Source organism: Neisseria iguanae (assembly GCF_003013245.1).
Lineage (GTDB): Bacteria > Pseudomonadota > Gammaproteobacteria > Burkholderiales > Neisseriaceae > Neisseria > Neisseria iguanae.
Map to the genome: position 1 here is coordinate 1 of NZ_PXYY01000075.1, position 12932 is coordinate 12932.

Annotated in this window: 13 protein-coding genes and 1 pseudogene; 5 read left to right on the plus strand and 9 right to left on the minus strand. The window is 51.9% G+C overall.

Annotation, left to right across the window (positions count from 1 at the left end; all coding sequences use genetic code 11):
- Positions 1–511 precede the first annotated feature (511 nt).
- Together C7N83_RS10335 and iscX are read right to left on the minus strand one after the other, a co-directional pair.
- Complete coding sequence (locus C7N83_RS10335) at positions 512–760, minus strand: hypothetical protein (protein WP_106742489.1); 249 nt, start codon at positions 758–760, stop codon at positions 512–514.
- On the minus strand, positions 760–954 hold the full coding sequence (gene iscX, locus C7N83_RS10340; protein ID WP_106742491.1) for a Fe-S cluster assembly protein IscX: 195 nt from the start codon (positions 952–954) through the stop codon (positions 760–762). The genes C7N83_RS10335 and iscX overlap by 1 nt, the downstream gene beginning before the upstream one ends.
- A gap of 190 nt (positions 955–1144) precedes the next feature.
- Between iscX and C7N83_RS10345 the strand changes: the two genes are divergently transcribed.
- On the plus strand, positions 1145–1783 hold the full coding sequence (locus C7N83_RS10345) for a hypothetical protein (RefSeq protein ID WP_106742494.1): 639 nt from the start codon (positions 1145–1147) through the stop codon (positions 1781–1783).
- 72 nt (positions 1784–1855) lie between these two features.
- Here the strand turns inward: C7N83_RS10345 and fdx are convergent, their stop codons facing one another.
- From fdx to hscA, 5 genes are all read right to left on the minus strand, one after another.
- Entirely contained in the window at positions 1856–2197 is a 342-nt protein-coding gene (gene fdx / locus C7N83_RS10350; protein WP_106742495.1) for an ISC system 2Fe-2S type ferredoxin, read from the minus strand.
- Positions 2198–2216: 19 nt separating this feature from the next.
- A complete protein-coding gene (locus C7N83_RS10355; protein ID WP_106742497.1) occupies positions 2217–2600 on the minus strand; it encodes a TIGR02328 family protein in 384 nt (127 codons plus the stop codon).
- A gap of 67 nt (positions 2601–2667) precedes the next feature.
- The gene (locus tag C7N83_RS16645; RefSeq protein WP_281256767.1) at positions 2668–2802 is read right to left on the minus strand and encodes a hypothetical protein; all 135 of its coding nucleotides are present in this window, start codon (positions 2800–2802) and stop codon (positions 2668–2670) included.
- 42 nt (positions 2803–2844) lie between these two features.
- Complete coding sequence (locus C7N83_RS10360) at positions 2845–3078, minus strand: hypothetical protein (RefSeq protein ID WP_106742498.1); 234 nt, start codon at positions 3076–3078, stop codon at positions 2845–2847.
- 57 nt (positions 3079–3135) lie between these two features.
- Positions 3136–4998, minus strand: coding sequence for a Fe-S protein assembly chaperone HscA (gene hscA / locus C7N83_RS10365; RefSeq protein ID WP_106742500.1), 1863 nt, complete (start codon positions 4996–4998; stop codon positions 3136–3138).
- Between the two features lie 225 nt (positions 4999–5223).
- On the opposite strand from hscA, the gene hpnD reads away from it, so the two are divergent.
- From hpnD to C7N83_RS14280, 4 genes are all read left to right on the plus strand, one after another.
- The gene (gene hpnD / locus C7N83_RS10370; protein WP_106742502.1) at positions 5224–6072 is read left to right on the plus strand and encodes a presqualene diphosphate synthase HpnD; all 849 of its coding nucleotides are present in this window, start codon (positions 5224–5226) and stop codon (positions 6070–6072) included.
- Positions 6073–7149: 1077 nt separating this feature from the next.
- Positions 7150–8469 (plus strand): hydroxysqualene dehydroxylase HpnE, encoded by a 1320-nt coding sequence (hpnE, locus tag C7N83_RS10375; protein WP_106742503.1) that lies wholly within the window; start codon positions 7150–7152, stop codon positions 8467–8469.
- A gap of 154 nt (positions 8470–8623) precedes the next feature.
- On the plus strand, positions 8624–9343 hold the full coding sequence (locus C7N83_RS10380; RefSeq protein ID WP_106742505.1) for an SDR family oxidoreductase: 720 nt from the start codon (positions 8624–8626) through the stop codon (positions 9341–9343).
- 357 nt (positions 9344–9700) lie between these two features.
- The gene (locus tag C7N83_RS14280) at positions 9701–10312 is read left to right on the plus strand and encodes a type 2 periplasmic-binding domain-containing protein (protein ID WP_146135137.1); all 612 of its coding nucleotides are present in this window, start codon (positions 9701–9703) and stop codon (positions 10310–10312) included.
- On the opposite strand, the gene C7N83_RS10390 is transcribed toward C7N83_RS14280, so the two are convergent.
- Together C7N83_RS10390 and C7N83_RS10395 are read right to left on the minus strand one after the other, a co-directional pair.
- On the minus strand, positions 10222–12672 hold the full coding sequence (locus C7N83_RS10390; RefSeq protein WP_106742508.1) for a heavy metal translocating P-type ATPase: 2451 nt from the start codon (positions 12670–12672) through the stop codon (positions 10222–10224). The genes C7N83_RS14280 and C7N83_RS10390 overlap by 91 nt on opposite strands.
- A 95-nt stretch (positions 12673–12767) precedes the next feature.
- A pseudogene (locus C7N83_RS10395) lies at positions 12768–12932 on the minus strand (IS1595 family transposase); the annotation flags it as partial.

The following is a 12932-nucleotide window of genomic DNA, read 5'->3' on the forward strand; positions in this document are numbered from 1 at the left end:
TATTTTCTGTTAATGCCATCTTATTTTTTTCACAGCCATGAGTCAATTTCAAAATTTTCAGAATAATCATGAATTATTTTAATAATAGAATTTGTTGGGCATTTAGCAACCTTTCCGCAATTCTTTTTCATGGCCAAAAAGGCTGCCGGAAAAAGATTCAACTCTTTTCCAGACGGCCTTTTTAAATGATTTACTTAAAATAAAATCAATTACTTATAAAATTAGGGCGTATCTTCATTTCGTCTGCGCCGCCCTTTTTCGAGCAGAAAAGTGCGCATGCGGGGGCAATACTCAAAAAGGACGTTTTACACGCAGTGCCGGTAAAACCGGCCGGTGCGGCAAGGTCGGAAAGATGCCGCATGATGAAATGGGGACATACCGTAAAATGTCGCAGACACAAACAGGAAAATATGAATTTTGTTCATCACCATAAAACGGGTCGTCTGAAAACCTGCGCCTTCAGGCAGCCTGTTCCCATACCAGTCATACCTTTAATCTTACTATTGCATTTTCAGCCAAAACAAAGACGGCAAGAATCGGTAAAGCGTTTACGCACCGATGTCATGTGCCGTGTGCCGGGTTGTTGGGGCACCAGACCGCTGGTTTTACACGGCAAACGAGCAGCATCGGCAAATCGGCACACCGTTTCATCCCACACGCCGTCTGAAAGCTTTTCAGACGGCGTGCCATCTTTGGAAACAAGTTTAATGCCGTCCAGACTATGCGCGGCGCGGATATACAGTCCAGGCAGCCAATCCATTATTCGGCTTCTTCAATCCAAGCCTGTTGCACGGCTTCAAGAATGCGTTCGCCGCAGCGTGTCGGATCGTCGTCGAATTCGGGCAGTGCCATAATCAATTCGCGCAAATGGGTAAAGCGGATGGTTTTGGGGTCGGTGTCGCTGTATAAGTCATACAGTTCCTCGGCGATGTGTTGGGTATCAGTCCATTTCATATATATGCCCTTTCGATGTTTGGCAGACGTAAAGCCGTCTGAAATGGTTTCAATGTAAGGCAAACCATCGTGATCGTGCAGTCAAATCAGGCTTGTGATGGAGAATATACGCTAATTTACACTCAGCCATGCAACTAAATCGGTGCAAAAGATTCTTAAAATCTATTGCCAGCAATAAAAGGAATCGCTGATGAACAATGCACTGAATGCCAAACTGTCTAAATTGGTTTACGGCTCTGTGCCCGACAGCACTGATTATTTTGCCAAAGCGCATCCGTTTGACCGTTTGATTCTGCTCATCCGCCATATTTACCATGTCCTTGATGGACAACATGGCTTGACGCAAGTCACGTTGCGCATTCATTGCGGTAATAAGCAAGGACAGATCCGCCTGCTTTCCATGCCGCCGGATGCCGATTCTGCCGTGATTCGCTTGAAACGTTGGAATATATATCAGCGCATTGCAGAACAGGTGCTCGACAGCAGCCGGATATCAGTCTTATTGGCACATGTCAAGAAGGAAGGTGATACCAAGCAGGTTTATTGTGAAGACATTGTGCAGCAGATGATAAACGGTTTCGGCTTAGCTGCAGCAGAATCAGACCGTGCGCCGCAACTTACGGGCAACCAATACCCGGAATACCTGAACGAACCTTCTGCTCATCCGAAACAGGATGTCCGAAACATTATTTCTCATCGAGGCAAAAGCCTGAGCCTGATCAATACCCAACCCAAAACAGAAAACTATGCCACTGCTTGGACTCAGTCGTCAAAAGCCGCGCCTATACGCGTTTCCCGCTTCAGTTTCGGCGGCTACAAACAGAAATAAGTTTTATAAGTCGCCGGCATAAGGCCGTCTGAAATAGGAATATCCGGTTTCAGACGGCCTTTTACGTATCTATTAATGGTCTTCACGTGCATGGTTGATGGTGTATTTCGGAATTTCCACGACCAAATCTTCATCCGCCACTACCGCTTGGCAGCTCAAACGCGAATCTGCCTCTAAACCCCATGCCTGGTCAAGCAGGTCTTCTTCGATTTCAGTCGGCTCTTCCAAGCTGTCGAAACCTTTACGGATAATTACGTGGCAAGTGGTACACGCGCAGGATTTTTCGCAGGCGTGATCGACTTCGATGTCGTGATCCAGCAAAACGTCCAATACGGTTTTGCCTTCCGGTGCGTTATCGATGAGTGCGCCTTCAGGACATAACGTTGCGTGTGGCAATACGGTAATTTTCGGCATTTTTATGTTCTCGTTGATGTCAGTGGTTTGTGTCGGGCATGTGTAATACGATGCCTTTTTGCTTTAAATTTTCCAAGCATTCCTGCAGATAATCCGCATCATGCTCGGGATAAATCGGGTTGTCGGCAGGCAATGGCGGTAGTTCGGGATAAGGCGGCTCAGTCTTACCGCGGTAAAGCGGATCGAACCACGCTTCATCAGGCCGGTAACCGCGCCGGTGCATTTCCTGCATAATCAGCACATGATACTGAAAAAGCTTATACGGCGGATGGGTAAACACGTAATCGACCGTCGCATGCGGCCGCCCCCAACCTGCACCGCGCAAGGCAGCACATTCGCGGTGTTGGCCCAAAAGCTGTTGGCGCGGCAATTGGGAAATCAAAGATTCGTGCCACAAGCGCATGATTTTCTTTCAAAATGTTTCAGACAACCCGAGTGTGACGGAATCAAAATTCCGCCAACCTCTGCCGTTAAAAATTGCAGGTATTGTATTTCTCATCTTCACCGTCCCACAAATCTTCATCGCCCAATTCATAAGCTGTTTGCAAGGCTTCCGTCGCGGCTTCTTCCTTACCCGGTTCAAACTGGCTTTGGCCCAAACGCAAATAGATAAAGGATTGTCCGGTGCATTGGTGCCGGCCAGTGCCTCAGTCAAATCCTTCACTGCCTGACGGTATTTGCCGTTTAAAAACGGGTACCGTCCCGCCATCGCGGCCAAAATCCATCGATGCCTCCTGCTGCGCTTTCGGCCCGGGCAACGGCGTCCATGTCTCCTTGTATTGTTTCAAGGCTTCGTTGAATCGGCCTTCATCGGCCAAGTTATCACCCGGTCTGCAGAATGCGTTGGTTTGTCCGTATAAATCTTGACCTAATGATTCCATATCGGCTTTCTTTTTCAGACGGCCTTAATTATGAGGGAAAAGGCTGTCTGAAATTGCTCAAATATTATCTACACTCTGCCCCATCAGCGCGCGCCGGATATTGCGGTTCATGCGTTTGGAGGCGAAACTGTCGGTGCTGTGGCTTAAGGCGGTGACGGCGGCGCGGATGTCATCGGCACTGCCGTCTTTCACACCTTCTTGCAAAGCGGTAATGTCGGCTTCGATTTTGGCCAATTCATCGGTTTCGAGCAAATCGCTGTCAAGTGACAGCGCGGCTTGGATTGCATCAATTAGGCTTTCGGCTTCGACCGTGGCTTCGGCGCGGGCGCGGGCGGCCTTATCGCCGGCGGCATTGTTCATACCTTCTTTCAGCATTTGCGTGATGATGCCGTCGTCCAAACCGTAAGATGGTTTCACTTCGATTTGCGCGCTCACGCCCGTAGTTTGCTCTTGCGCAGACACCGACAGCAAACCGTCGGCATCGACTTGGAAGGTAACGCGGATACGCGCCGCACCAGCCGCCATCGGCGGAATGCCGCGCAAAGTGAATTTCGCCAAGCTGCGGCAATCCGATACCAGCTCGCGCTCGCCCTGCACCACATGAATCGTCATCGCGGTTTGTCCGTCTTTAAAGGTCGTAAATTCTTGCGCACGCGCCACCGGTAACGTGCTGTTGCGCGGAATGATTTTTTCCGCCAAACTGCCATACGTTTCCAAGCCCAGCGACAAAGGCGTGACATCCAAAAGCAGCCATTCTCCATCGGTTTTGTTACCTGCCAGCACATTGGCCTGTACCGCCGCGCCCAGTGCCACCACTTCATCAGGATTCAGATTATCCAAAGGCGTTTGACCGAAGAAGGTCGCCACTGCCTGCCGGACGTGCGGCATACGGGTCGCCCCACCCACCATAATCACGCCTTTGATATCGGCCTTAGTCACACCTGCATCTTTCAATGCCTGCTTCACCGGCCCGATGGTTTTTTGCACCAAATGCTGCGTCAGCTGGTGGAACGCTTGGCGCGTGATGGTCACATCCGCTTTCAGGCCGTCTGAAAGTGCGGCCTGCACGGTCGCACTGGTTTCGGTCGTTAGAGTTTCTTTGGCTTCACGGGCCAAGGCCAGCAACAATTGGCTGTCCTGCTCATTCAGTTTCGACAAATCGGCACGTTCCAAAATATGGCAGAATAAACGATGGTCGAAATCGTCGCCGCCTAAAGCCGAATTACCGCCTGTCGCTTTCACTTGGAACAAGCCCTTGGTCAACTGCAACACCGACACGTCAAATGTGCCGCCGCCCAAATCGTACACCACAAACGTGCCTTCCGAGCCGTTGTCCAAACCATAAGCAATCGCCGCGGCAGTCGGCTCGTTGAGCAAACGCAAAACATTCAATCCGGCCAAACGTGCCGCATCTTTGGTGGCTTGGCGCTGCGCATCGTCAAAGTACGCCGGTACGGTAATCACCGCGCCTGCCAAATCACCTCCCAAGCTCTCTTCGGCACGCGTTTTCAAAGCCTTCAAAATTTCCGCCGACACTTCAATCAGGGTTTTCGCACCCTGCCGCGTGTTCAATTCAATCACGTGCTCGTTGCTGCCGAAACGGTAAGGCAGATGATGAGGTTCTTTCGACAAATCCGCCAAAGTGCGGCCAATCAAGCGTTTGGCCGAACTAATCGTATTGAACGGATCAATTTTTTGTGCCTTCAACGCATCCGCGCCGGCTTCGATGCGGCCGTTTTCGCAATAACGCACGACGGAAGGAAAGATTTTGCGGCCGCGTTCGTCTGCCAGGCAGACTGCGCTGCCGCTACGTACGGTGGCGACCAAGCTGTTGGTAGTACCGAGGTCGATACCTACGGCCAAACGGTGTTGATGCGGCGCGGCAGACATGCCGGGTTCGGAAATTTGCAAAAGTGCCATGGTTGGTGTGCCTTTTGGTTTTATTGTGTCATCGCCCGTATTCTAACAGATTTAATGCCGATAGTTGAGTGGTTTAGTCGGGAATAATAGCCAATTGCAATGGCCTTTTTAGCCGGATCCCACGTAAAAACCGTCTGAACGCATAATTTTTTCAGACGGCCTTCTGTTCTGCCCGAAATCGTTATACAATCCGTCACGCCCACATACTTACTCACAGGACACGCCGTGCACCCCATTGACTATTGCCGCCAAAAAGCTGCCGAAAGCGGCTCCAGTTTTTTATCGAGCTTCAAATTCCTGCCCGAACACCAGCGTGACGCGATGACGGTTTTATACGCCTTTTGCCGCGAACTTGACGACGTGGTCGATGATTGCCGCGACAAAAACACCGCCCAAACCACACTCAGTTGGTGGCGCATCGATTTGGCGCGCACCTTTTCCGACGTACTGCCCGAACACCCTGTCAACCAAGCCTTACAACCCGTTATCCGAACATTCGGCCTGCCGCAAAGCGAATTTGTCGAACTCGTCGACGGCATGCAGATGGATTTGGATCAAGCGCGATATGCCACCTTTGACGAGCTCAAACTTTATTGCCGCCGTGCCGCCGGCGTGGTTGGCTGCCTGATTACCCGGGTTCTCGGCTTCGCTGACCCACAAACCCTGGATTATGCTGACAAAATGGGCTTGGCTCTGCAACTGACCAACATTATCCGCGATGTCGGTGAAGACGCACGCAACGGGCGCATTTACCTGCCGGAGGAAGACTTGCAACGCTTCAACGTTCCTACTGCCGTGATTATACAATACCGGCCTACGCCCGAATTTGGCAAAATGATGGCCTTCCAAATCCAACGTGCCCGCGACACTTACCAACAAGCCCTCGCCCTCTTACCTGCCGCCGACAGAAAAAAACAAAAAGTCGGCTTGGTAATGGCCGCCATTTACTACGCCTTACTCAAGGAAATCGAACGTGACGGCGTACAAAACGTATTAAAATACAAAATCGCCATTCCCCCATCCAGAAAAAAACGCATCGCGCTGAAGACTTGGCTGTTTGGATTTAAGGTTTGAGTTTTAGTTTTTTTTTTTTGCAGATACCAGAAACAGCCGCGTTGTTTATACACAGCAGCTGGAGAAAAACAAGCCTGTAGCCCCAAAAGGCGTACCGGCTTTCAAAGCCTATGCCTTAATCACATGATTAAATCCACCAAACGGCACCATTCCTTTTACCGATATCCCGAATCCCTAAAACCAAATGGATTATGCCGTTCCATTAAGCGACGGATAACATGTCCAGCCCTACCACCGGTGGGCAGTACAGGCAGTTTCAGCCGCACCGGCTTGGAGTAATCGTGATTTTATCCTGCCGATGGGCGCCCCAAATGGCTTGGCGTTGTGATGGGATAAGACGGGTGTTTATGCAGATGTCCGTTTCAAAAACTGCAAATAATGCCGGCTTTTTCTTGCACCTTAAGCTAACTTAAGGCGTGTCCTCATTTCATCATGCGCCATTTTTCCGGTATAAAAACCCGTCTGCCGCGTTGGAAGTACGCGCAAAATATCCGACCTTGCCGCACCGGCCGGTATTACCGGCGTATCATGTAGAATCTTTCTCTTTCGATATTGCCCTGCATACGTGCTTTTCTGCCCGGAAATGGGCGACACAGACAAAATAAGGACACGTCCTAGAACGGAAAACCGAATAGGACAAAGCTGTCTGAAAAAATGTAACTTTTCAGACGGCTTTGTGGTGCTTATCTGCCGCCCCTCCCCTCCGTCTGTGCGACAAATCCCTCCCTCCGACTACCTGTGTATTTAACGATAATCTGACGCCATCTGCCGCAAGGAAGCCAACCGTAACCTGCATAAAATCTACAACCCACGCGTATGGTGTATACCACTAGTACGCACGCAGTCATTAGGCTTCTCAAAAAAGCCGTCTGAAACCTGTATTTCCCCAGACAAACTTTCCGACAGCCTGATTTGTCTTCAGCATGATTTTTCCACTTTGAAACAGTAAATAATGCCGTTTCCCCCCGTTGTGCTCCGGCATCCCCCTACAAGCAGGAATCATTGCTATAATCCCATCATCCCGTGTCTTCAGGCCGTTTGAACCCTTCTACCAACCCCAATCAAAAAAGAAAAGCCATGTTAACAACTCAAAAATCCAAACCCAAAATCGCCATCATCGGTGCCGGCTGGGCCGGTTTGGCGGCGGCGGTGAAGTTGGTGCACCGTGCGGATGTGACGCTGTTTGAAGCAGGCAGGCAGGCAGGCGGGCGGGCGCGGGCGTTTGGCGGCGACAAAGGCGGTTTTTCGTTTTTGGATAATGGCCAGCACATCATGATTGGCGCATATCACAGCGTGTTGTCGTTGATGAAGCAAATCGGTGTGCGTGAAAAAGATGCTTTTGTGCGGCTGCCGCTGAAATGGTATCTGCACGACGGTATGCAGTTTCAGACGGCCGCTTTGCCTGCGCCGTGGCATGTTTTGCTGGGTTTGCTGCGCGGTAAACATATTTCGTTGGCGCACAAAATCAAATTGTTAAACGATATGAATGCGCTGCAAGGCCGTCACCGTCGAAACCTGCCCGACATTTCTATCCGCGCATGGCTCAATCAGCGCAACACGCCGCGCAAACTGATTGCGCAGTTTTGGCAGCCGCTGGTGTGGGGCGCGCTCAATACGCCGCTGGAACAGGCAAGCTTGAATATTTTATGCAATGTGCTTTCAGACGGCATATGGGCGGATAAGGCCGGCAGCGATTACCTGTTGCCGAAAACGGATTTGGGTAACATCATTGCCAATCCGGCGCTGGCTTATCTGCAACGCTGCGGGACAAAAATCCATTTGGAAACGCGCGTGCCACCTTTGGAAAATCTGCCAAGCGGTCAGGTTGATGTCAACGGTGAAGCGTTCGATGCGGCAGTGTTGGCGGTGGCACCCTATCATGCTGCGGCACTGATGCCGTCTGAAACGCCGGATTATATTCAAACAGCCTATCAAAATACCGAATACTGCGCGATTACCACGGTCTATCTGCGCTATGCCCAAGCGGTCACGCTTCCGGCGGCGATGACAGGTTTTGCCAAAGGCACGGCGCAATGGCTGATTTCACGCGGCGAGCTCGGCTTGCCGCCGCAGGAAATCGCCGCTGTGGTGAGCGTGTCCGACCATGTCGGCGCGGTAACGCCTGCTGAATGGGCGGCAAAAGTGCATGCCGATGTGCGGCGTGTTTGTCCCGATGTGGGTGAACCTGCCGCCAGCCGCGTGATTACCGAAAAACGCGCCACGATCGCTTCGCGCGCCAACCGCTCCCAACCCGATTTCACCTGGCTGCACCACCGCGGTATTTACCCTTGTGGCGATTACCTGCACCCGCTCTATCCGGCCACGCTGGAAGCAGCAGTACAATCGGGCGCGGCGGCGGCGGATTTGTGTTGGCACGATTGGCAAACTCGGCGTTAGTGTATTGAGGTTTTCAGACGAACCGAATCGGAACACGGCAAATCAAGCATGTTGTAAAGGCCGGTAAACTGCAATACACTGTAGCACTCTTTAAAAGGTTGTCTGAAACCACTGCTCTTTTTCAGACGGCCCGAGCGAACATCAAGGATTCTTTATGCCAACATTACACAATAAAACCATCATCGTCACCGGTGCCTCACAAGGCTTGGGCGAACAAGTGGCCAAAGCTTATGCCGCCGCCAGGGCAACCGTAATTTTGATTGCGCGCCACCAAAAACGTTTGGAAAAAGTTTACGACGCGATTGTTGAAGCCGGTCATGCCGAACCTTTTGCCATCTGTTTCGACCTGCTTACCGCCGAAGACAAAGAATTCGACCAACTGGCCGCCACTGTTGCTGAAGCCACCCAAGGCAGGCTTGACGGCATTGTGCATTGTGCCTGTTATTTCAATGCCTTGTCACCATTGGATTTCCAAACCGTGCCGGACTGGGTAAAACAATTCCGCATCAACACCATCGCACCGATGGGACTGACCCGTGCCTTTTCACCATTACTGAAAGAATCACCGGATGCCTCAGTGTTGTTCGTCAGCGAAAGCCACGGCGAAAACCCGCAAGCCTACTGGGGTGGCTTCGGCGCATCCAAAGCCGCGCTCAACTACTTGGGCAAAGTGGTGGCCGATGAATGGGAACGCTTCCCCAACCTGCGCGCCAACATCCTTGTGCCGGGTGCGATTAACTCACCGCAACGTATCAAATCCCACCCCGGAGAATCGGAAAGCGAACGCAAAACCTACCAAGACGTATTGCCGTCATTCATTTGGTGGGTGAGCGGAGAAAGCAAAGGCCGCACGGGTGAAATTGTTTATTTGTAAGATATCAGATTGAAAAAAGGCCGCCTGAAACCAATATTTTCAGACGGTCTTTTTATGTTTAAGCAAATGACAAAGGTGCTATGCTCATTTTACCGGCCGACCACGCTTTGAGTTTGGCTCTTCAGGTGAGGTAAATTCTCCAACAGGCGCAAGGTTTGTTGGCCGACCCCGAATTCAACTAGCCTGTCCGCGTGCCGAACGCCAAATCAACACCGTCGCCAACGGTTACGCCATGCGCATGGTCACCGCACCTTTTCTAGCCAAACTGCATCGCCAAGCACCCAACATTCAAATCAACATCGCCTTATCCAACCCGCGCAGCATGAGGAAGATCTGGAACGCAGCACGCCCGATTTTATGCTGGCCACGTCCGGGCAAGCACCGGACAACCTGCATGCGCGCGCCTTGTTTCGCGCCTTGTTTGACGAAGATTATATCTGTGCCGTGTGCACCGACCCCCTTGTTTTGCAACCAGTCCTGCCTAATTTGACTGCGTTTTGCGCATCGCAGTATGTCACCGCCTCATCAGAAAAGAACGCTTTCAGCAACCCACCCGCCCTTGTCGATATCGGCGGCAACCGCCGTGTATCGGTACAAAGCGCCTTGGTGTTGCCCGACATTGTGTACCACAGCGATTTTCGCTCCCTCATCCCTTACCACCTGATTCCCCAACAAGCCGACATCAGCCTTTCCCGCTGCCGGTCAATATTGCCGGTTTTACCAATGCTTTGGTGTGGCACGAACGAACCCACCGCAATCCGACACATAAATGGCTGCATGATTTGTGACACAAAGTTGTCAGCAGGTTGGCAAACAAACAAAGGCCGTCTGAAAAATTGGTTTCAGACGGCCTTTGTTATCTGGCAAGCATGTGCAAATCACCTGCGTTTCAATAATCTCAACGCGTTGCCCAATACCAGCAGCGAACTCAAGCTCATACCCAGCGCGGCAATCCACGGTTCCACATAGCCCGACACCGCCAGCGGCACGGCGATAAGGTTGTAAGCCGTTGCCCATGTCAGATTTTGCTGAATGATTTGGCGCGTGCGGCGGGCTTGATCAAGCATCAGCGGCATCACGCGCATATCGTCGTTGAGCAACACCACATCCGCGCCATCACGTGCCACATCGGCACCACCGGCCACCGCTACAGACACATCGGCCTGCGCCAACACAGGGGCATCATTGATACCGTCGCCCACCATCAAGACTTTGCGGCCTTGTTTTTGCAGCAATGCCACATAATTCAATTTGTCTTCTGGTGTCGCTTCAGCGTGATGCGCATCCAAAACCAAGGTTTGGGCAACATGCGCGACCGCAGCTTCTCGGTCGCCACTCAACAAGTGCAGGCGGATACCTTTGGCTTTCAAATCGGCCGACATTTCCGCTGTGTTTTCCTTGATTTCGTCTTCCAGCAAAAAGGCCGTCTGAAAGCCGCTTTGGTTGCCGAGAAACACCATGCTGCCGTTGTGCGGAATATGGGCAGCTTCAGTCAACGCACCGGCAATTCCGGCCACAAACTCCGCCCGCCCCAATGCCCAGATTTGTGTTTCTCCGCAAAACGTGATTTGTGCACTGACACCTTGGCCGACACGGTTTACGCGCTGCCCGACGGTCAGGCCGCCAGAAGGTATTTTATCCGGCGCATAATTCAAAATCGCACGGGCAACCGGGTGTTCGGATTGCTGCTCCAAGGCTTTCGCAACGGCCAAACCGTCTTCGTTGTTCAGACGGCCTAAAGCGATGATGCGGCTCACGGATAACGCGCCCCGCGTGAGCGTGCCGGTTTTATCGAACACCACATCGTCAATCTGCCCCAAAACTTCTAGGGCATTTTTGCCGCCAATCAACACGCCGTCTTTGGCGAGCGATCCGGTAGAAGCCGCCAGCGCGGTCGGTGTGGCCAATGATAAGGCACACGGACAGGTAATCACCAACAGCGCCACGGTAATCCACAAGGCGGTTTGTGCATCGGCGTATAAAGTCCAGCCGATAAACACCGGAATCGCCAAAATCAACTCGGCAGCCACAAAGTTAGATGCGTATTTTTCTGCCAATTCGGCCACACGCGGCTTCTGCGCCAAGGCGCGGTCGAGCAGCTTCACAATATGCGATAGACGCGTTTCACGGTCGGCGGTATCGGTGCGGATAATCAGCGGGCTGGCGGCATTGAGCGTGCCGGCAATCACTTTATCATCTGCGCGCTTCGCCACAGGCAGGCTTTCGCCGGTCAGCATGGCTTCGTTGACTTCGCTCTCACCTGCCAATACGGTGCCGTCCACCGGAACCACTTCGCCCGGTTTCACCACAACCACGTCACCACGCTGTAATTTGGCGACCACGGCTTCTTCCGTTGCATCGCTGTTCGGATAGTCTTTCAGGCGATGGCAAAACGCCGGCACGAGCTTAACCAAACGCTCGGCGGCATCACCGGCCTTGCGCCGTGCTATTTGTTCCATAAAACGACCACCGAGCAGGAAAAACACCAGCATCGCAATTGATTCGAAATACATGCCTTCACCGGTGTTTTGCATCATGCTGTAAATACCGGCGGCAAACGTCATCAACACCGCCAGCGCAATCGGCGTATCCATACCTGCGCGGCGGTTCTTCAAATCGCGCAATGCACCTTTATAAAACGGAACCGCGCAATAAAACACTACCGGCAACACCATCAAAAAGCCGCCCCAATGCAGAATTTGCAGATAGAGCGGTTCGATGTCGCTGCCGTAAAGATAAGTCGGCAGGGCAAACATCATGGTCTGCATGGCACACATGCCGGCCACCGCCAAGCGCACGATAAATTGCCTGCGCTCTTTATTGGCCGACTCTTCCACTTTTTGCGCGTCATAAGGCGACGCGGTATAACCGGTTGACTGTACACGCAATAAAATATCGGAGAGCGCGACTTGGCCATTATTCCACGATACCCGTGCGCGGTGGGTACTGTAGTTTAAATCCACACGTTTCACACCGGGCAGGCGCAACAATTGCTGCTCAATCAGCCATACGCAGGCCGCGCAGGTAATACCGCCCAGCATCAACACCGCTTCGCGCCTGCCGCCCTCGCCCACCTCGACGAATTCGGCCTGCACTTCGGGCAAATCGTAGAGCTTGAGTTGCGACAAAATATCCTGCTCGGGCAAAACGGCTTTTTCCGCATCGGCGGTGCGCTGTTTATAGTAATTACCCAAACCGGCATCGATGATGCTTTGCGCCACTGCCTGACAACCCATACAGCATGTTTCGCGCGCTTCATTGTCATAAATTACGGGTAAATGAATATGCTCGGGAATTTCGAGTCCGCAGTGAAAACAATTTTTCTTCATGATCGTAAATTGCGATTGTCGTATTTGTACACAACAATCATGCCTTATAGAATTTATACCGGATATTTTATATTTGAAATAGGGGCTGACGCAGATTATCCCCAAACACCACACCATTGCCGCAGCATTTCAAGCTGCCCGGACGGTGTGCCGAAGTCAAAGCGGAACCCGCATTCTTTCAGGAACAGCAGGCAAGATTTACGGCCAACCCCATTGTATTTGCGCAAGACGCACTTCGCCCGGTTCCAACAATTTCCAAT

Bases quoted from the DNA above. Each gene is read 5' to 3' on its own strand.
- C7N83_RS10335 (WP_106742489.1), bottom strand. From the start codon at position 760: ATGGATTGGCTGCCTGGACTGTATATCCGCGCCGCGCATAGTCTGGAC.
- iscX (WP_106742491.1), bottom strand. From the start codon at position 954: ATGAAATGGACTGATACCCAACACATCGCCGAGGAACTGTATGACTTA.
- C7N83_RS10345 (WP_106742494.1), top strand. From the start codon at position 1,145: ATGAACAATGCACTGAATGCCAAACTGTCTAAATTGGTTTACGGCTCT.
- fdx (WP_106742495.1), bottom strand. From the start codon at position 2,197: ATGCCGAAAATTACCGTATTGCCACACGCAACGTTATGTCCTGAAGGC.
- C7N83_RS10355 (WP_106742497.1), bottom strand. From the start codon at position 2,600: ATGCGCTTGTGGCACGAATCTTTGATTTCCCAATTGCCGCGCCAACAG.
- C7N83_RS10360 (WP_106742498.1), bottom strand. From the start codon at position 3,078: ATGGAATCATTAGGTCAAGATTTATACGGACAAACCAACGCATTCTGC.
- hscA (WP_106742500.1), bottom strand. From the start codon at position 4,998: ATGGCACTTTTGCAAATTTCCGAACCCGGCATGTCTGCCGCGCCGCAT.
- hpnE (WP_106742503.1), top strand. From the start codon at position 7,150: ATGTTAACAACTCAAAAATCCAAACCCAAAATCGCCATCATCGGTGCC.
- C7N83_RS10380 (WP_106742505.1), top strand. From the start codon at position 8,624: ATGCCAACATTACACAATAAAACCATCATCGTCACCGGTGCCTCACAA.
- C7N83_RS14280 (WP_146135137.1), top strand. From the start codon at position 9,701: ATGCTGGCCACGTCCGGGCAAGCACCGGACAACCTGCATGCGCGCGCC.
- C7N83_RS10390 (WP_106742508.1), bottom strand. From the start codon at position 12,672: ATGAAGAAAAATTGTTTTCACTGCGGACTCGAAATTCCCGAGCATATT.